Origin of the sequence: Rhizobium freirei PRF 81, from assembly GCF_000359745.1 — a bacterium.
In the GTDB taxonomy this organism is placed as follows: Bacteria; Pseudomonadota; Alphaproteobacteria; order Rhizobiales; family Rhizobiaceae; genus Rhizobium; species Rhizobium freirei.
The window spans coordinates 160,798-178,327 of record NZ_AQHN01000010.1 but is presented as its reverse complement, the minus strand read 5'-3'; the positions used below and the strand labels follow the sequence as shown (position 1 = coordinate 178,327).

The 17,530-nt window shown below is 60.4% G+C and carries 20 protein-coding genes; 9 read left to right on the top strand and 11 right to left on the bottom strand.

What is annotated here, in order from left to right; all coding sequences use genetic code 11:
• Positions 1 to 93 precede the first annotated feature (93 nt).
• From RHSP_RS03750 to RHSP_RS03740, 3 genes are all read left to right on the top strand, one after another.
• Entirely contained in the window at positions 94 to 669 is a 576-nt protein-coding gene (locus RHSP_RS03750) for a thermonuclease family protein (protein ID WP_004109252.1), read from the top strand.
• Positions 666 to 1,298 carry a uracil-DNA glycosylase family protein gene (locus RHSP_RS03745; RefSeq protein ID WP_004109249.1) on the top strand — a complete coding sequence of 211 codons (633 nt, stop codon included), beginning with the start codon at positions 666 to 668 and terminating at the stop codon, positions 1,296 to 1,298. The genes RHSP_RS03750 and RHSP_RS03745 overlap by 4 nt, the downstream gene beginning before the upstream one ends.
• A gap of 66 nt (positions 1,299 to 1,364) precedes the next feature.
• Complete coding sequence (locus RHSP_RS03740; protein ID WP_004109246.1) at positions 1,365 to 1,853, top strand: Lrp/AsnC family transcriptional regulator; 489 nt, start codon at positions 1,365 to 1,367, stop codon at positions 1,851 to 1,853.
• 64 nt (positions 1,854 to 1,917) lie between these two features.
• On the opposite strand, the gene RHSP_RS03735 is transcribed toward RHSP_RS03740, so the two are convergent.
• Positions 1,918 to 2,790 (bottom strand): NAD(P)-dependent oxidoreductase, encoded by an 873-nt coding sequence (locus RHSP_RS03735; RefSeq protein ID WP_004109241.1) that lies wholly within the window; start codon positions 2,788 to 2,790, stop codon positions 1,918 to 1,920.
• 266 nt (positions 2,791 to 3,056) lie between these two features.
• On the opposite strand from RHSP_RS03735, the gene RHSP_RS03730 reads away from it, so the two are divergent.
• The 4 genes from RHSP_RS03730 (at position 3,057) to RHSP_RS03715 (ending at position 7,067) form a co-directional block, all read left to right on the top strand.
• Positions 3,057 to 4,025 (top strand): aliphatic sulfonate ABC transporter substrate-binding protein, encoded by a 969-nt coding sequence (locus tag RHSP_RS03730; RefSeq protein WP_037149518.1) that lies wholly within the window; start codon positions 3,057 to 3,059, stop codon positions 4,023 to 4,025.
• Between the two features lie 194 nt (positions 4,026 to 4,219).
• On the top strand, positions 4,220 to 5,395 hold the full coding sequence (gene ssuD, locus RHSP_RS03725; RefSeq protein ID WP_037149450.1) for an FMNH2-dependent alkanesulfonate monooxygenase: 1,176 nt from the start codon (positions 4,220 to 4,222) through the stop codon (positions 5,393 to 5,395).
• A gap of 24 nt (positions 5,396 to 5,419) precedes the next feature.
• A complete protein-coding gene (gene ssuC, locus RHSP_RS03720) occupies positions 5,420 to 6,256 on the top strand; it encodes an aliphatic sulfonate ABC transporter permease SsuC (protein WP_004109232.1) in 837 nt (278 codons plus the stop codon).
• A gap of 10 nt (positions 6,257 to 6,266) precedes the next feature.
• Positions 6,267 to 7,067 (top strand): ATP-binding cassette domain-containing protein, encoded by an 801-nt coding sequence (locus RHSP_RS03715; protein ID WP_004109229.1) that lies wholly within the window; start codon positions 6,267 to 6,269, stop codon positions 7,065 to 7,067.
• On the opposite strand, the gene RHSP_RS03710 is transcribed toward RHSP_RS03715, so the two are convergent.
• From RHSP_RS03710 to RHSP_RS03695, 4 genes are all read right to left on the bottom strand, one after another.
• Positions 7,064 to 7,540, bottom strand: coding sequence for an SRPBCC family protein (locus tag RHSP_RS03710; RefSeq protein WP_004109227.1), 477 nt, complete (start codon positions 7,538 to 7,540; stop codon positions 7,064 to 7,066). The genes RHSP_RS03715 and RHSP_RS03710 overlap by 4 nt on opposite strands.
• Complete coding sequence (locus tag RHSP_RS03705) at positions 7,537 to 7,881, bottom strand: ArsR/SmtB family transcription factor (RefSeq protein WP_004109224.1); 345 nt, start codon at positions 7,879 to 7,881, stop codon at positions 7,537 to 7,539. Before RHSP_RS03705 ends, RHSP_RS03710 begins: the two co-directional genes overlap by 4 nt.
• The gene (locus tag RHSP_RS03700; protein WP_037149447.1) at positions 7,874 to 8,566 is read right to left on the bottom strand and encodes a glutathione S-transferase family protein; all 693 of its coding nucleotides are present in this window, start codon (positions 8,564 to 8,566) and stop codon (positions 7,874 to 7,876) included. The genes RHSP_RS03705 and RHSP_RS03700 overlap by 8 nt, the downstream gene beginning before the upstream one ends.
• Positions 8,567 to 8,694: 128 nt before the next feature.
• Positions 8,695 to 9,519, bottom strand: coding sequence for a class I SAM-dependent methyltransferase (locus RHSP_RS03695; RefSeq protein ID WP_004109218.1), 825 nt, complete (start codon positions 9,517 to 9,519; stop codon positions 8,695 to 8,697).
• 143 nt (positions 9,520 to 9,662) lie between these two features.
• Between RHSP_RS03695 and RHSP_RS03690 the strand changes: the two genes are divergently transcribed.
• Complete coding sequence (locus RHSP_RS03690; RefSeq protein ID WP_004109215.1) at positions 9,663 to 10,388, top strand: DUF2270 domain-containing protein; 726 nt, start codon at positions 9,663 to 9,665, stop codon at positions 10,386 to 10,388.
• A 50-nt stretch (positions 10,389 to 10,438) separates the two neighbouring features.
• On the opposite strand, the gene RHSP_RS03685 is transcribed toward RHSP_RS03690, so the two are convergent.
• From RHSP_RS03685 to RHSP_RS03670, 4 genes are all read right to left on the bottom strand, one after another.
• Positions 10,439 to 10,705, bottom strand: coding sequence for an usg protein (locus RHSP_RS03685; RefSeq protein WP_004109212.1), 267 nt, complete (start codon positions 10,703 to 10,705; stop codon positions 10,439 to 10,441).
• 184 nt (positions 10,706 to 10,889) lie between these two features.
• Positions 10,890 to 11,720: an ABC transporter permease gene (locus tag RHSP_RS03680; protein ID WP_004109208.1), complete on the bottom strand. Its 831-nt coding sequence runs from the start codon at positions 11,718 to 11,720 to the stop codon at positions 10,890 to 10,892.
• The gene (locus RHSP_RS03675; RefSeq protein ID WP_004109205.1) at positions 11,717 to 12,529 is read right to left on the bottom strand and encodes an ABC transporter permease; all 813 of its coding nucleotides are present in this window, start codon (positions 12,527 to 12,529) and stop codon (positions 11,717 to 11,719) included. The genes RHSP_RS03680 and RHSP_RS03675 overlap by 4 nt, the downstream gene beginning before the upstream one ends.
• Before the next feature lie 118 nt (positions 12,530 to 12,647).
• Positions 12,648 to 13,430 (bottom strand): ABC transporter substrate-binding protein, encoded by a 783-nt coding sequence (locus RHSP_RS03670; RefSeq protein ID WP_004109202.1) that lies wholly within the window; start codon positions 13,428 to 13,430, stop codon positions 12,648 to 12,650.
• A 368-nt stretch (positions 13,431 to 13,798) separates the two neighbouring features.
• On the opposite strand from RHSP_RS03670, the gene RHSP_RS03665 reads away from it, so the two are divergent.
• Positions 13,799 to 16,294 (top strand): OmpA family protein, encoded by a 2,496-nt coding sequence (locus RHSP_RS03665; RefSeq protein WP_004109199.1) that lies wholly within the window; start codon positions 13,799 to 13,801, stop codon positions 16,292 to 16,294.
• A gap of 49 nt (positions 16,295 to 16,343) precedes the next feature.
• Here RHSP_RS03665 and mobB read toward each other — a convergent pair whose 3' ends face one another.
• The gene (mobB, locus tag RHSP_RS03660; RefSeq protein ID WP_200863238.1) at positions 16,344 to 16,868 is read right to left on the bottom strand and encodes a molybdopterin-guanine dinucleotide biosynthesis protein B; all 525 of its coding nucleotides are present in this window, start codon (positions 16,866 to 16,868) and stop codon (positions 16,344 to 16,346) included.
• Between the two features lie 2 nt (positions 16,869 to 16,870).
• Positions 16,871 to 17,521 carry a molybdenum cofactor guanylyltransferase MobA gene (mobA, locus tag RHSP_RS03655; protein ID WP_004109194.1) on the bottom strand — a complete coding sequence of 217 codons (651 nt, stop codon included), beginning with the start codon at positions 17,519 to 17,521 and terminating at the stop codon, positions 16,871 to 16,873.
• Between the last annotated feature and the right edge of the window lie 9 nt (positions 17,522 to 17,530).

Sequence of the window (17,530 nt, the reverse complement as noted above, 5' to 3'; positions counted from 1 at the left end):
TACAGACTAGCGGCCAAATCTTAAGAAGATGCTGCGCTGAAATGATTTGTTTGCCATCTTCGCCAAGGATTTGTTGTTAAAGGAGGCAAGAACGTGATGCGGTCAGGCCGCCTTTTTCGAGACGGCGCGGCCGCATTTGCTTTGCTCGCCATTCTCGTTTTGCTCGCGTTGAAAATGAATAATCGACAGGAACTTGTTCAAACTGGCGATTTTTACGCTATCGATGGTGATACGCTTTCCATTAACGGTGAGCGTCTACGGTTGAAAGGCATCGACGCGCCGGAATATCGGCAACGGTGTCGGCGGGGTGGCGCTGATTGGGCGTGCGGCGAAGAGGCGCGCAAGGCTCTCGCCACAATCGTTAAGAACGGCAAGCCGGAATGCCGCGGACAGGAGAGGGATCGCTATGGTCGCCTGCTGGTGACTTGCGTGGTCGGTGATAGCGATGTCAATGCAGCGATGGTTCGCAGCGGCATGGCACTTTCCTATGGCGGCTATGCTGCCGAAGAGCGGACGGCGCGACAGGCGAAAGCGGGGGTATGGGCCGGAGATTTCGAGCGGCCTGGCGACTACAGGCGCGAAGAACGCATGCAGCAACCCGTAGCAAATGATCCGATGGCGGGTGTGATTGATTATATAAGGCAGCTCGTTGGATGGAATGCGCAATGACGAATGAACTAGAGCTGCAGGCGCTGGGTCTGGAGATCGCCGCCTGCCGCTTTTGTCGGGACACGCCGGCCAAGGGCGAGGCGGATCGGCTGCCGCATGAGCCCCGGCCGGTCGCGACGCTTTCGTCGACAGCGCGTATCCTGATTGCGGGACAGGCACCTGGCCTGCGCGTTCACGAGAGCGGCTTGCCCTTCAACGATGCTTCCGGTGATCGTTTGCGGCAGTGGCTCAATGTCGACCGCGAGAGTTTCTACAATCCCGATCATTTCGCCATTCTGCCGATGGGCTTCTGTTTTCCCGGCTATGATGCGGCCGGCAGCGACTTGCCGCCGCGCAAGGAGTGCGCGCCTCGCTGGCGGCAAAAGGCCATGGATGCGATGCCGCAGATCGAGCTGATCCTGACGATCGGTCAATATGCGCAAGCTTGGCATATGGGCGCCGGGCGGATGGCGTCCATGACGGAGACGGTCGCGGAATGGCGGCGCTACCTCCTGACCAATCGCTCGCCGGCAATGCTGCCATTGCCGCATCCAAGCTGGCGCAACAGCGGTTGGTTGAAGCGCCATCCCTGGTTCGAGGCGGAGCTGCTTCCCGTATTACAAGAACGTGTGAGAATCCTGGTTTCCTGAAAAAAGTTTCTTTTCTCGTCCCTGAAATAGGCTATAGAGAGAATATAATTCGAAGGGATGCTTAAAATGGACCGTCTTGACCGCAAAATCCTGCGCCTCTTGCAGGAGGATTCCACTCTGGCTGTGGCCGATCTTGCCAAGAAGGTCGGATTGTCGACGACGCCCTGCTGGCGCCGCATCCAGAAGATGGAAGAGGATGGCGTCATTCGCCGTCGCGTGGCTCTTCTTGACCCTGAAAAGGTCAACACGAAGGTTACCGTTTTCGTTTCCATTCGCACCAACAGCCACTCCATCGAATGGCTGAAGCGCTTCTCCGAAGTGATCGCCGATTTTCCGGAAGTGGTCGAGTTCTATCGCATGAGCGGTGACGTCGACTATCTGCTGCGCGTCGTCGTTCCCGATATCGCCGCCTATGACGCCTTCTACAAGCGCATGATCGCCAAGATCGAAATCCGCGACGTCTCCTCGGCTTTTGCGATGGAGCAGATCAAGTATTCGACGGAACTGCCGCTTGATTACATGCTGCTGGAGAATGCGAAGTCCAGCGAGGACTGATCCGCACTGAGCGCCGCCTTGGTGCGGCGCTCGGCCTTTGCTGCCATCAAGCAGCGGCTTTTCGTTATTTTCTGTCCAGGCGCGCGAGCAGCGAGGAGGTATCCCAGCGATTGCCTCCCATCGCCTGGACATCGCCATAGAACTGGTCGACAAGGGCCGTCAGCGGCAGCTTGGCCTGATTGCGGCGAGCTTCCTCAAGCACGATGCCCAGATCCTTGCGCATCCAGTCGACGGCGAAGCCGAAATCATATTTGCCGGCATTCATCGTCTTATGGCGGTTCTCCATCTGCCAGGAGCCGGCCGCACCCTTGGAAATCACGTCCACGACCTTTTCGATATCGAGCCCGGCCTGTTTGCCGAAATGAATTCCTTCGGCCAAGCCCTGGACGATGCCGGCGATGCAGATCTGGTTGATCATCTTGGTCAGCTGACCGGCGCCGACCGGTCCCATCAAGCCAACCATGCGGGCATAGGCGTCGATGACGGGGCGTGCCTTCTCGAACGCGGCTTCATCGCCGCCGCACATCACGGTCAGCACGCCGTTTTCGGCGCCAGCCTGCCCGCCGGAAACCGGTGCGTCGATGAACTCCACGCCCTTTTCCTTGGCTGCCGCATGGAGCTCGCCGGCAACTTCGGCGCTGGCGGTCGTATTGTCGATAAGGATTGAACCCGCCTTCATGGTTGCGAGGACGCCGTTTTCGCCCGTCGTCACCGAACGCAGATCGTCGTCATTGCCGACGCAGGTAAAGACGAAGTCTGCGTCTTCGGAGGCTTGAGCCGGGGTAGGGGCAAATTTGCCGTCATATTGCTTGGCCCATGCCTCGGCTTTGGCGATGGTGCGGTTGTAGACGGTAACGTCATGCCCGCCCTTGACCTTGAGATGCCCTGCCATGGGATAACCCATGACGCCCATGCCGATGAACGCGACCTTTGCCATTCTTATAACTCCCTGTCCGAATTTGACTCGAAGGCTTAGCGGAAAGCCCGAAGGGACGGAAGGCCGATCTACCGGGCAACTTGTCACCGTGGCATAGTATTTGAAATAATATTTCCGATTTTCCATTTTCGGGAATTAAATTTCGATTGGCGCCCGAAACTTCATAATATCCTTTGTCGATATAATCTATGGATTTGCGATCCTTAGCTGTCGACAACGAGCCGATGGCCGCGGAAGCGCCAGGGCCTTATGAAAAGGGATCCTCGATGATTTCGCGCAGACAGACACTCGGCCTCTTCGGCGCCACGGCGATCGCCTTCGCATTGCCTTCGATCCGGCCGGCCCGGGCGGCAGCCGCGACGACGCTTCGCATAGGCTGGCAGAAAAACGGCGTGCTGGCGCTCGCCAAACGCAAGGGCGCGCTGGAAAAGCGGCTTTCCGATCGTGGCATAGCCGTCGAATGGTCTGAATTCACATCCGGTCCGCCGCTGCTCGAAGCGCTTGGCGCCGGCGCCCTCGATTTCGGCGCCACCGGCGATGTGCCGCCGCTCTTTGCGCAGGCCGCCAACGGCAACCTGCTCTATGTCGGTCTTTATACAGGCAGCCCAGAAAGCTCGGCCATTCTGGTTCGCAAGGGCTCGCCGATCCAGACGCTTGCCGACCTCAAGGGCAAGGAGGTCGCCTTCAAGCGCGGTTCGAGCGCGCATAACGTCACCGTCAAGGCGCTGCGCAAGGGCGGTCTGACGATCAACGACATCCAGGCGCTCGATCTCGCGCCGCCGGACGCCTCGGCCGCCTTCAAGACTGGCGCCATCGATGCCTGGTCGATCTGGGATCCCTATCTCGCAATCGCCGAGGCCGATCCGGATACCCGGATACTCACAACCGCGCGCGGTATCGTCGACTCCTTCAGCTATTTCCTGGCAAATGGCGATTTCACCAAGGGCAATCCGCAGGTCATCGTCGACGTCATCGCCGAACTGGCCAAAGTGGGAGCGGCAGCACAATCGAATCTGGACGAGACGATTACGGCATTGACTGAAATCACCGGTGTTCCAGCCAATGTGACGCGGGTGACCTTGACACGTCCGAGCGCCAATCTCGGCGGTGTCTCGATCATCACCGATGCCGCGATCGCCTATCAGCAGGGATTGGCCGACGAATTCTATAATCTCGGCATCGTTCCGAAGAAGCTGAACGTCACCGATATCGTCTGGCGGCCGAAGGCCAGCTGAAGCTGACAAGCGCCTGCAAACGCGGCCCGCGCTCGAAACACTACGGGCGCAGGCTCGATCAGCAAAAATATTTCGCCGGACACCGCGGATTAGAAAATCCATATTGTCGATATAATCAATAGTCTATGTCACTATCGGGCTCGGACATCGGGAGTGGCTCCCGACAACGCGCTTCCAGAAGGCAGGAACACTTCATGACCGCAACCGAAAAAACCATCGATTTCCTCTGGTTCATTCCGACCTCCGGCGACGGCACCTATCTCGGCACGACCGAGCTCAATCGCGGCCCGGAGATCGGCTATCTCCAGCAGATCGCGCAGGCTGTCGATCGGCTCGGCTATTCCGGCGTACTTTTGCCGACGGGCGTCTCCTGCGAGGAATCCTTCGTGACTGCGGCTGCGCTTTCTGCCCATACCCAGAAGTTGAAGTTCCTGGTCGCGATCCGGCCGGGTACGGCGTCACCAGCTTATTATGCGCGTCTCGCCTCGACGCTCGATCGCGTCTCGAACGGCCGCGTGCTTCTGAATATCGTCGTCGGCGGCAGTCCTGCGGAGCTGGCGGGTGACGGCATCCATCTGGAACATGACGAGCGCTATGCCCATGCCGACGAATTCTTCCACGTATGGGAGGAGCTGCTGGAGAAGGGAGCCTCCACCTTCGAAGGCAAGTATATCAAGGCCACCAATGCGCGGCTCGGTCTGCCGCCGGTGCAGGCGCCGCGCCCGCCGCTCTATTTCGGCGGTTCTTCCGATGCCGGTATCGACTTCTCCGTCGGCCGCGTCGATAAGTACCTGACCTGGGGTGAGCCGCCGGCGCAGGTCGCCGAAAAAATCGAGAAGGTGCGCGCTGCCGCCGCCAAGCGCGGACGTGAAGTCAGCTTCGGCATCCGCCTGCATTTCATCGTCCGCCAGACGGATGAAGAGGCATGGGCAGCGGCCGACAGGCTGATCTCCAAGCTCGACGACGAGACGATCCGCGAGGCGCAGGAGCAATTCGTCACCCAGTCCGATTCCGTCGGGCAGAAGCGTATGGCGGCGCTGCACGGCGGCCGACGCGACAAACTCGAAGTGTCGCCGAACCTATGGGCCGGTGTCGGTCTGGTGCGCGCTGGCGCCGGCACGGCTCTGGTCGGTTCTCCCAAGACGGTTGCCGCAAGGCTGCGCGAATATCAGGAGCTCGGCATCGAAACCGTTATCGGCTCCGGCTATCCACATCTGGAAGAGGCCTATCGCGTGGCGGAGCTGCTCTTCCCTGAGCTGGGGCTGAACCAGGAACAGCAGCGTGCGGGCTTCCGTAACGAGTTCGGCGCCAAACAGATCTTCGCCGGCGGTAGCCATGGCGGCAATCTGAAGGTGGTTTCCGGCTCGTAACCCCATCCTTTCAGGGAGGTCCTCATGTCGGCATTCGATACGTCCTTCGTCCGTGTAGGCTCAGAGCGCCGCACCCAGCCAGTCAGGGTCAGGAGGCAAGCGATCTCTCTGCGGAGATTTCTGCCTTTTCTGCTGCCAGTCGTCGTCATTGCGGCGTGGCAGCTCGGCTCATCAGCCGGTTGGATCTCCACCCGCATCATGCCATCACCGGCGGCCGTGGTGGCCGCCTTCTGGCAGACCACGATCTCCGGGCAGCTGCCGAACAATATTCTCGTCAGCGCCGGCCGCGCGTTTGCGGGGCTGCTGGTCGGCGGCTCGATCGGCTTTCTCCTTGGCATCGCCAACGGCGTCTCGCGGCTGTCGGAGCAATTGACGGATACGACGCTGCAGATGCTGCGCACCATTCCACACCTCGCCATGGTGCCGCTGGTCATTCTCTGGTTCGGGATCGGCGAGGAATCGAAGCTGTTCCTGACGGCGCTCGGCGTGCTCTTCCCGATCTACCTGAACACCTATCACGGCGTGCGCAATGTCGATCGCGGCCTGATCGAGATGGGGCGGGTCTATGGCATGAGCAACTGGACGCTGTTCCGGAAGGTCATCTTTCCCGGCGCGCTTCCGTCAATCCTTGTCGGGCTGCGGTTCGCTCTCGGCATCATGTGGCTGACGCTCATCGTTGCCGAATCAATCGCGGCATCGTCAGGCATCGGCTACATGGCCAACAATGCCCGCGAGTTCGGCATGACCGATGTGGTCGTCCTGACGCTGGTCATCTACGCCATCCTCGGCAAGCTCGCCGATGTCGTCGCGCGGTCGATCGAGCGTAGGGCTCTGCGATGGAACCCGGCCTATCAGAATTGAGGAGCGTGTCATGAGCGTCATCATACTCGATCGCCCACGGACGGAAGCCGAACATGCGGTTCCGAGAGCTGCAGGTGCTGCGGCTATCCATATCAAGGGCCTTGAGAAAAGTTTTGGAAACAACCGCGTTTTGCGCGGCATCGATCTCGAAATTCCCGCCAGTCAGTTCGTTGCCGTCATCGGCAAGAGCGGCTGCGGCAAGAGTACATTGCTGCGCATCCTGATGGGTCTGGAAGAGCCGAGCGCGGGACATCTGCGCTTTGAGGCGGTCGATGGCAATGATGTGCAACCCAACACGCGCATCGTCTTTCAGGAGCCTCGGCTGCTGCCATGGCTCTCGGTCGCCGACAATGTTGCCGTCGGTCTAGGCGAGGGTGTGCCGCAGGATGTGTTGCGGAAGGAAACGGCTTCGGTTCTTTCCGAGGTGCAGCTTGCCGAAAAGGCAGGCGAATGGCCTTCCAGCCTTTCCGGCGGACAGAAGCAGCGCGTGGCGCTGGCGCGTGCGCTCGTCAGCAAACCCGGTATCCTCGCGCTTGATGAGCCGCTCGGTGCGCTGGATGCCTTGACTCGCATCAGCATGCAGGAGCTGCTGAACCGCGTCTGGCGCGAACTCGGCTTTACCGCGGTGCTTGTGACGCACGACGTCAGCGAAGCCGTGCATCTGGCCGATCGCGTCGTCGTATTGGACGAGGGCAGGATTGTGCTCGATCTCGCCGTTCCCCATCCGCATCCGCGCCGCCATGGCAATCCGGCGCTGGCCGAACTCGAAGGGCAGCTTTTGGGTGCCATCCTTGATGGTGTCAGGAGTTAATTCGGCCTGCCATCGTCTCCTTCGACATAGAGTCTGAGGTTGTCGAAGCCGATTTCGGTGCCCATCAGCCTTGATCCGTTGTCGCTGTAGCCGTCGAGAAACACGACCTGTTCGACGAAGATCATCTTCGTACCGCCGGGTTCCGGTTCAAAGCTGACCGTTGCCAGCGATACGGAAATTCTGACGTCATCGAGCATCATGTCGAAGGCGTAGATGAAGCGCTCGTTCTGGACGACGTCGACATAGCGGGCCTCATAGGCATGCACGACACCATCCGTTGAGGCGGTGCGGTTGCTTTCGCTGCCGCCGGTGCGGAAGTCGAGCCGGAAATCCAGCTGCTTCCACTCACCATGGCAGGCAAACCATTGCTGCTTGTGTTCGGGAATTGCCCAGGCATTGAAGACCCGCGGCAGCGGCGCCTTGAAGTGGCGCTCGATGGTGATCGTCGTATGGTCTGTGGATCTTTTGCTCATTCGTCCGTCGTCTCCGTCGATGCGTCAGCCAGAAAGATGTCGAGCCGGTCGAAGGTTCTGTTCCAGGATGCCTTGCGCTCGGCGATCCATCGCTCGACGGCCGCAAGCGCCTCCTTGCGGAGGTGATAGGTTCGCACTCGGCCTGCCTTTTCCGAAAGAACGAGCCCGCTGGTTTCCAGCACCTGCAGATGTTTCATCACCGTCGGCAGCGCCATGTCCAGGGGCTGGGCCAGTTCCGTGACGGAAGCAGGTCCGCGCCCAAGCCGGTCGATCATGCCGCGCCGGCTCTGGTCGGACAGGGCCTGGAACATACGGTCGAGCGCTTGCGTTTGTTCAAGCATTCGGCGTTTCCGGTCGGAACTGCGCCGGCAGTTTCTCGCTATAGGGATACATGTGGAAATAGGGCATGGCTTCCTCGAGGACGCGGGCAAAGGATGGCCGGCCGAGAAGGCGCCGATAATAGGCCTGCAGCCGCGTATGCTCCTCGCCAAAGGGAACGACGGTTTCGGCATAGAACAAGGCCGGCGCGGCGGCACAATCGGCCATGGTCAAGTTGTCGCCGGTGATCCAGATCTTGCCCTCCAGCTGTTTCTCGACCATTCCATAGGCGGTGCGCAGCAATGCCTGGGCCTCGGAAACACCCTGCGGGCTTCGATCCCCGTCCGCCCGACGCACGTCGGCGACGATCCTCTGCATCGGGGCCTGAACATAGAGATCGAAAAACCGGTCCCAAAGCCGGACGCATAGCGCATCCGCGGGATCCATCGGCAACAGCGGCGTTGCGCCGGGATAGTGCCGGTCGAGATATTCGATGATGATGCTGGTTTCGGGAACCGTGCTGTCGAGCGCTTCGTCGCGAAGCACCGGAAATTTGGCGAGCGGCCAGAGGCGCACCAGCGATGCGCGCGATTCCTCATTGCCCAGATCGATGATCCGGCTCTCGAACGGCGTGCCGTTTTCATAAAGCGCCATCAGCACCTTGTGGCAGAAGGAGGCGAGGGGATGCTGGTAGAGTGTGAGCGACATGCGGCGACCTTTCCAAAACCAAGAGCGGGTTAAAACTTATCTAATTGGCTAAGTATCAACTCGATGATTGTTGGGCAAGAAAATAGTTATCCATCTGGATAACTATTTTCCGCGTTATGCCGGCGATGTCAATCGGCGAGGCGGCGAGCGATGACCAAATGGCCCGGTGTCGGCTGGCCGTCTTCCATCCGCACATTGATGTCGGTGATTTCGATGAGCTCGAAGCCGGTCGCCGTCAGCCGTTCGCGCACATAGGCCTCGGAATGGGCAAAACGCTGATGCGGGCCGACCATGTAGGGCCGTCCGGCCATGGTCGCTTCAGGCAGGGTCTCGGAGGAGAAGATGAAAAGGCCGCCCGGCGTCATGTTTTCAGCCGTGCCGAAGAACAGGGGTTCCAGCGCACCGAGATAGGGCAGGACATCGGTGGCGGTGATGAGGTCGAAGGGCTCCTCGTCGTTGTCGTCAAGGAAATCCTCGACCTCGGCCACGAAGAGCGTCTCATAGACGTCCTTCTCATGGGCGACTTCGACCATGTTTTCCGAGATGTCGATGCCGGTGATGTCATCGACGATGTCGCGCAGGGTGCTCCCGGTCAGGCCCGTGCCGCAGCCAAGATCGAGCATGCGCTTGAAGGGTCCGAGGCCGAGCGTCTGCAGGCGCTGGCGAACGAGAACGGGAACGTGATAGCCGAGCTGCTCGACGAGCACGTCTTCGAAAACCTCGGCGTGCTGATCGAACAGGGTCGCGACATAGGCGTCCGGCGCCTTTACCGGAATCTCGCCGCGCCCCATCGCGGCGATGCGCACGGCGGCGCCGCCATGGTCTTCCGGATCGAGAGCCAGAACCTCTTCATAGGCTTTGACCGCGGCGTCGATATCGCCCGCCTTCTCCAGCGCCAATGCCCGGTTATAGGCTTCCGCCAACGCGTCTTCGTCGATCTTCTTTTTTGCCATGGATGCCGGCCCTTCCTTTTGTCACGCAGGCATTAAGGTGCTTGATCAGCTTTTGCAATGCTAGCCTCGCAGGTGCAGAATATCACTTTCGGTAACGGCGAATTGGGGGCGCTATCCGAATAAAAAACAAGGGAGGAACAAACATGGATACCGAACTGACAGCACCGAACCCGACAAGCAGCCCAGCCGAGCGCGGCCGTCCCTCCTTGCCGTCGTCGTCGGCCGAAGTCACCAACACATTGACCCACTACTACCGGGGCGAACTGGCGAGGATGACAAGCTGGCGCGATCGTATCGACCGGACGTCGAACTGGGCGATCACGGTGGTTGCGGCTCTGCTCTCCGTGTCGCTATCGACGCCCACGTCGCATCACGGCGTGCTGCTTTTCGGGATGATGCTGATCACGCTGCTGCTGATGATCGAGGCGCGGCGATATCGCTTCTTCGATGTCTATCGCTCGCGCGTGCGGCAGCTTGAGCGGAACTATTTTGCGCAGATCCTGGCGCCGCAATCAGAGTTCAGCAATGATTGGGCACTGGCGATTGCGTCCAGTCTGCGTACTCCGCGGCTGCAGCTCAGTTATGCCGCAGCGGCGCAGCGGCGGTTGCGGCGCAATTACTGCTGGATGTATGCGATCCTGCTGCTGGCATGGGTCCTGAAGATTTCGACGCCACGACTTCAGACGGACTCGGCCGCGCAACAGATGGCGCATTCATGGAGCTATGTCACCGACAATGCCGCGCTCGGGCCGATCCCTGGCGTATTTGTCATCGTCCTTGTCGCCGCCTTCTACTCGGCCATTGTCTACGGCACACTCCATCACGGGCGGGACGACGGCGATTTCGTCCATGGCGAGGCGCATGTCTGACAGTGGGGCTTTCGCCGTGAGAGGAACGCTGCACCTCCCGCCTGATCGCCTCAGTGCAGGATGAATTCGCCTTTCACGGCTCGCCATTCGGTCGCCGATATGAGCTTGCGATGAACGTAGCGTACCGAGTGCAGCGGTCCATCCAGCTTCTCCTGCCAGAATTTCAGGAAGCCGCGCATTTCGGGGAAGTTTGGGGCAAGGTCATAGTCCTGCCAGATATAGGTCTGGAGAAATTGCGGATGATCGGGCAGGCGATAGAGGATCTGCGCCGTCGTCAACCCATAGCCTTGCAACTGCTTTTGCATGTCGTCGTGCATGAGCTTTCTCTTTCCGTTCCCATTTTTGTTCGTGACTCATGGTCACTAAGATATGGAAACAGCTCAAGGTAAACTCAAGCTTTACAAAAGTGTCATAAAGGGAATTTGATCTAAAAATCAATATGTTGGCAGCAATGTCGGGCGAGTGCTGCCAGCAAAGGCGACTTGCGCCGCCTTTATGTGGTCAACGCTTGAGGTGACGCGTCAGCCGGCCTTCCATCCGAGCCCAGCCGTTTCTCATAAGCTCGACGATCACCAGATAGAAGATCGCCGCCCAGAGATAGATCTGGTAGTCGTAGGTCCGCGAAAACGCATAGCGGGTTTCGCCCATGAGGTCATAGACCGTGATGATGGAAACCGTCGCCGAACTCTTGATCAGCAGGATGATCTCGTTGCCGTAAGGGCGCAAAGCAACGATCAACGCCTGGGGAATGATGATCTTGCGGAAGGCGATCCACGTGTGGAAGCCGAGGGCGTTGGCGGCCTCGCTCTGACCTTTCGGCACGCTCTGGATGGCAGCTCGGACGATTTCCGTCTGATAGGCGGCCGTGTTCAGCGTCATGGCGAAGACGCCGCAATAGAACGGATCCTTGAAGAACCACCACATGTTGATGTCTTCGAAGAACCAGCGGAAACTCGGGAACCCATAGTAAACCATGAATATCTGCGCCAGCAGCGGCGTGCCGCGGAACAGATAGACATAGCAGTAGGTGAGCGTGCTCAGGATCTTGTTGCTCGACATGCGGGCAAAGGCCAGCGGTAGCGACAGGATAGCGCCGAGGACGAAGGATATGGTGACCAGCTTGACGGTGATCCAGAGGCCGTTGAGAAGCCTCGGCCCGAAGGTTTCGAGCTTGTCGACGTCCCAACCGAATACGATCATCGCCAGCAGCGAGATGCCGAGGACAGCCCAGAGGCATAGAAAGAAATAGCCGGCGATGCGCGCCTTGGACAGCTTTCTTGCTGTTTGCGGCGGCGCGGGCTGCGCCGCGATCAGAATTTCGGCATGGCTCATCGACGGACCTCCGCTTGCTTGGCCCATCGGTCGAGATAGAAGAGACCGATCGACGAAATGACGGCCAGCGTCAGATAAAACAGGCAGGCGATCGAATAGAAGGTGAAAGGCGCCTTGGTGGCGCGCACGGCGATCCCCGTCTGCCGGATGATATCGGCGAGACCGATGATCGACACGTAGGATGTGTCCTTCAGCAGGTTCATCCAGAGATTTCCGAGATTTGGCAGCGAGATGCGGACGAGCTGCGGCACGATGATCAGCCGCATGGTGCGGGCGCGATGGAAGCCCAGGGCATCGCCCGCCTCATATTGGCCTTTCGGTATGGCCTTGAAGGCGGATACCAGCACTTCCGAGCAATAGGCCGAGAACACGATTGCCAGCGCGACCATGCCAGCAGCGAAGGCATTGATCTCGACAGGACCGTTATAGCCGAATTTGGCAAGCACCGTTTGCAGCAGGATTTGCAGGCCATAATAAATGATGAAGAGCGTCAGCAGCTCCGGCAGACCGCGGAAAATCGTGGTGAAGACGCCGGCGGCAAGCCGCAGCGACCTCTCTTCCGATTGCTGCGCAAGTGCGACGAAGAACCCGATGATGATCCCGAGTGGCAGCGTCGCGAGAGAGACGGCAATGGTGATCTTCAGGCCACCGGCCAGCTCATCTCCCCAGCCCGCATCGCCACAGGCGAGCATCGTGTGCGGGCTGAACATGGTAAACACGGTGAATAGTCCGGCTGGACCACACAACGGGTCGAAAATCGTACTCAACCAGGTCCACAAGGAACCGACGGCGGAAAACAATCCGCTCATGCTGTATTTCCCCTAGCGGCTTTTGCCGCGTTTCTGCTTATATTCTTCTCGTTGTCAAACAAAAACGGCGGAAGAGCAAGCTTCCGCCGTAGTCTTTTCCCAAGGAATCGACAGGCGATCAGCCGCCGTAAACGTCGAAATCGAAGTACTTGTCCTGAATCTTCTTATAGGTGCCGTCCGCACGGATCGCATCGATGGCCGCGTTGAGCTTGTCGCGGAGAGCCGTGTCGCCCTTTCGGACGGCGATGCCTGCGCCGGCACCGTTGATGACCGGGTCGTTCTTCAGCGTGCCGAGCATCTTGCAGCAGCTGCCGGCGTCCGACTTTACCCATTCCGACAGGACGACGACGTCGTCGATGGCGGCATCGATACGGCCATTGCCGAGGTCGAGCTTGTATTCGTCAGCCGACGGATAGAGCTTCAGTTCCGCGTCCTTCAGGTGTGCGGAAGCATAGTTGGCGTGCGTCGTGGAGGATTGGGCGCCGATCGACTTGCCCTTCAGAGCTTCGTTGGTGGCCTCCTTGACGGTGGAGTCCTTCGGCACGGCGATCGCTGGCGGCGTATTGTAGATCTTGTTGGTGAAGTCGACGATCTTCTGGCGTTCCGGCGTGATCGACATGGACGAGATGATGGCGTCGAACTTCTTGGCCTGCAGGGCCGGAATGATACCGTCGAAATCCTGGTTCACGAAGGTGCACTTGACCTTCATATGATCGCAAAGCGCATTGGCTACATCGATATCGAAGCCGACGAATTTGCCGCCCGATTCCAGCGATTCGAAGGGCGGGTAGGTCGCGTCGGTGCCGAAAACGATCGAGTCGCCGTCGGCAAGCGCGGCGCCGGCGAAGAGCGACATCGCGGCGAAGGATGCGGCGGCAAAAAGACGAGTGGAGATGCGCATATTGGTCCTCTCTGGTGATGGCCGGCAGCCCATTATTATTCTTGGCAGACGGCTCGAGTGGAGCGGGCCGGTGGCCCGCCTTGCGGCGATATTCGTACTTTTTTTCCGGAAAATGCAACTGGAATTACGAAGACAATCGTCATTGCGCAATTGTGCGGCAATGGAAACGCGCCAAAGGGAAATCTGAACGAAAGCCATCCGCTACGTTCAGCCGAGGTTAATTGCTGCAACCTAATAGTTCGGGAACCAATAGCGGCTTGCCGCGATTCAGCCTCATGAGAACCGAAAATTGGCCGGGATCGTGAGGCATCGCCTTGCCGGCTGAGATTCGCAATTCGGCGGACAGAGATTACAAGAGGAGACCCCATATGGGTAAGCGATCCAGACTATTTGCCAGCGCCGCATTTCCGCTGCTTTCATTATCGCTCGCATTCGAGCCGGTGGCAGCTGCGGCGCTGCGCGAGCAGCCCATCGCGCCATTGAGCAATGGCATTGCCGGAACGACCGATGCCGCTGCAAGTTTCGAAGTGGCTCAGCAGGAGGCACCGGCGCCTCAGCCGGAAGAAGAACAGCTCAAGCGCAAGAAGCCCGCCGAGGGCGAGCAGGGCCAGAAGCACGAAGGCCAGAAACCTCAGGGCGGCGCAGAGCCGCAGCACAAGCAGGCCGAGCCCGAAGCGGCGCCGCAGCCAAAGCCGCAGAAGCAGCAGCAACCGGAAGCCCAGCCGCCGAAGGCGGAGCATCAGCAGCCCGCAGAGCAGGAGCAGCCGAAGCCGCAGAAGCAGCAGCCGGCCGCAGAGGCTCCACCCGAGCCGAAGAAGCGTCAGCAGCCGGCCGAAGAGCCGCAGGCCCAGCCTGAAGCCAAGCCGCAGCCGAAGGCCGTCGCTCCCGAGGCCCAGCCCGAAGCGCCGCAGCCCAAGCAAAAGGGCAAGCAGCCTGCAGAAGCGCCGCAGCCCAAGGTAGAACAGCAGCAGCCTGCCGCCGAAACGCAGCCGGAGGCAAAGCCTGAACCCAAGGCCAAGCCTGAGCCGAAGGCACAGCAGCCCGCTCAGGCTCCGAAGGAAGCGCCTGTCCAGAAGGAAGCTCCGGCGACCGCCGCACCGCAAACTCAGCAGGAGCCGGCAAAGCAGGCCCAACCGGACCAGAATGCCCATCCGAAGAAGCAAGCTCAGCCAGAGGCTCCGGCGCAACAGCCGGCCGAACAGCCGCAGACGCCTGCCGCTCAGCCGCCCAAGGGGCAAAATACTCAGCAGCCCGCAACGCAGGCGCAGCCGCAAGCCCAGCCTGGAACTCAGGTGGCGCCCGGCACCGAGCAGGGACAACAGAAGCCCGGCGACAAGACCCATGGCAAGCAGCCGCAGACTCAGCAGCAGGGCGAACAGCCTGCCGCCAATCCGCAGCAGCCGGCGCAGAAGGTAGAGCCGCAGGCACAGCCTGCCCAACCTGGGAATGCTCAGCCCGGAAACCAGGCAACCGCTCCGCAGCCCGGCAAGCAGCAGCCTGCCAATGGGGCAGCGACGCCCGCTCAGGGCAATGCAACGCCTCCGGCAGCCAATGGCAACGGCCAGCAGGCTGGCGAAATTCAGGTGCCTCCGGCAGAACAGGTTTCGCCGCAGGAGCTGGAACGCCGCAAGAAGATCGCGGAAAATCCGACCTCGGCAAACGGCCCCGTCATCCTGCCGGTTGAAAACGGCAGTGCCGTGCTCGACAGCCAGAAGGATTCCGTCCGTCGCGGCGAGCATTTGAATGGCGGCCAGAACCCGGCCGTTCCCGGCGCTCAGGGTGGTCGCGGGCAGGCCGGTCAGGCTCCGAGCGGCCAGGCGCAAACCAACCCGGCCCAGCAGCCGCCACCGGCCTACACCAAGCCGCCGACCTCCGACGCCGAAGCGCAGCGCGCCGCCGCCGGTGCCCAGGCGCAACCGCCCGTCAAGATCGAGGCCGTGACCAGCGAGCAGGGTCGCCGCATCGACCGCCGTCCGGATTTCGCCCCGCCGCAGGGCGCCTCGATCCAGACCATCATCAATCAGGACAATCGCACCATCGTGAATGTCGACAACACCTATGTCGTTCGCCATGACGATACCGACCGCTTCGTTCGCGGCGGCGAGCGGCCGACCTACGAGCAGCTGCCACGGGATCGCTACCGCGAGACCATCGACCAGCCGAACGGCGATCAGATCATCACGATCCGCAACCGCTATGGTGACATCATCCAGCGCTCGCGCGTCGACGCCCGAGGTCGGGAATATGTGCTGTTCTATTCGCCTGAGCTCGAAAACCGGCCGGATCATGACGACTACTTCCGCGATCCGGGCGACGACCTGCCGCCGATGCGCCTGCTCATTCCGCTGAGCCAGTACATCATCGACACGGCGTCCAACCGCAATGCGAACTACTACGACTTCCTGCGGGAGCCGCCGGTCGAGCCGGTCGAGCGCATCTATTCGGTCAACGAAGTGCGCTATTCGGCCCGTATTCGTGACAAGATCCGCCGTATCGACCTCGATACGATCACTTTCGCGACGGGCAGTGCCGACATTCCGATGACGCAGGCGAGCACGCTGCGCGGTGTTGCCGACGGCATGTCGAAGGTCATCCAGCGCGATCCGACCGAGACCTTCCTCATCGAAGGCCATACGGATGCAGTGGGTTCGGCCCAGAGCAACCTGATCCTTTCGGACCGCCGCGCGGAATCGGTGGCGAACGTGCTGACCGACGTCTACGGCATTCCGGCCGAGAACCTGGTAACGCAGGGCTATGGCGAGCAGTATCTCAAGGTGAATACGCTGGGACCGTCGCAGGAAAACCGGCGCGTCACCATCCGGCGCATCACGCCGCTGGTCCGTCCGGTCGCATCGAAACAGTAAGCATCTGCTGACACATGAAAAAGGGGGCCGCCGGGAAACTGGCGGCCTCTTATCTTGCCGGCGCGCCGAGGCCCGTGGTCGCGGCGATGAAATCGGCGATCGCATTGGTGTCGTCGAGATCGAACACGGCAAGCGAACCGGCCTCTTCGACGGCGTGGTCGGCGGCGATGGCGACGATATGCGGGTCGTGCGGGGCTAGCGGCTCGCGGTTGACCGCTTCCAGGCGGCGAGCTTCGATCTTCGGGATCGGCTCGCGTTTGTAGCCTTCGATCAATATGAGGTCGCAAGGGGCGAGGCGGGCCAGTATCTCTTCAAAACTCGGCTCGGGTTCACCGCGCAATTCGTGCATGATGGCGTAGCGCGTGCCAGAGGCGATCGTGACTTCGTGTGCTCCCGCCTCGCGATGACGGAAGCTGTCGGCGCCGACCTTGTCGATATCGAAGTCATGATGGGCGTGCTTGATCGTCGAAATGCGGTAGCCGCGCCGTGTAAACTCGGTGACCAGACGCACCGCAAGCCCGGTCTTGCCGGAATTCTTCCAGCCGGCAATGCCGAAGATTTTCGGTCGGGATATCGTCATGACATGTCTTCCAAGGCTGCAAGCCACTTCTGCGCTTCGACGAGATCGTCGGGGGTGTTGACGTTGAAAAAGGGATCGAGAGGGCCGATCGAGGTCTGGACGGCGGGAAATTCCACCCGCCGGACCTTATGACGTGCGAGGAAATCCCTGACCCGCCGTTTCGGGTCGGTGACGATCCATGTTTCGAGATCGCCCGCGGCAGAAACGGGCCACAGGCCGAAAACCGGATGGTCGCGATCGAAGGATGCAGCGATTGCGATTTCATCGCTGGTATGAATGGCTTCGGCCATCCGTGCGAGGAGATCCTCCGGGAAGAAGGGGCTGTCTATCGGCACGGTGGCGACATGCGAGGCCTGCGGATGGCGCTGTGCTGCATACTGCATGGCCGCAAGCACACCGGCGAGCGGGCCCAGCTTGCCGGGGATACTGTCCGGGACCAGCGTCAGGCCCTTTGCATCCGGCCAATCCGCGTCGGCGTTGAGCGCTACCGGCTTTGCCTGTCTTTTAGCGATGCGTGCGACGATACGGGCAAAGAGGCTCTGGTCGCCGAGGGTCGCGAAAGCCTTATTCGCCCCCATGCGGCTTGATCGGCCGCCTGCAAGCAGGACGACGGGAATATCGTCGGCATTGGCAATGGCGCCCGACATGGCAGCGAC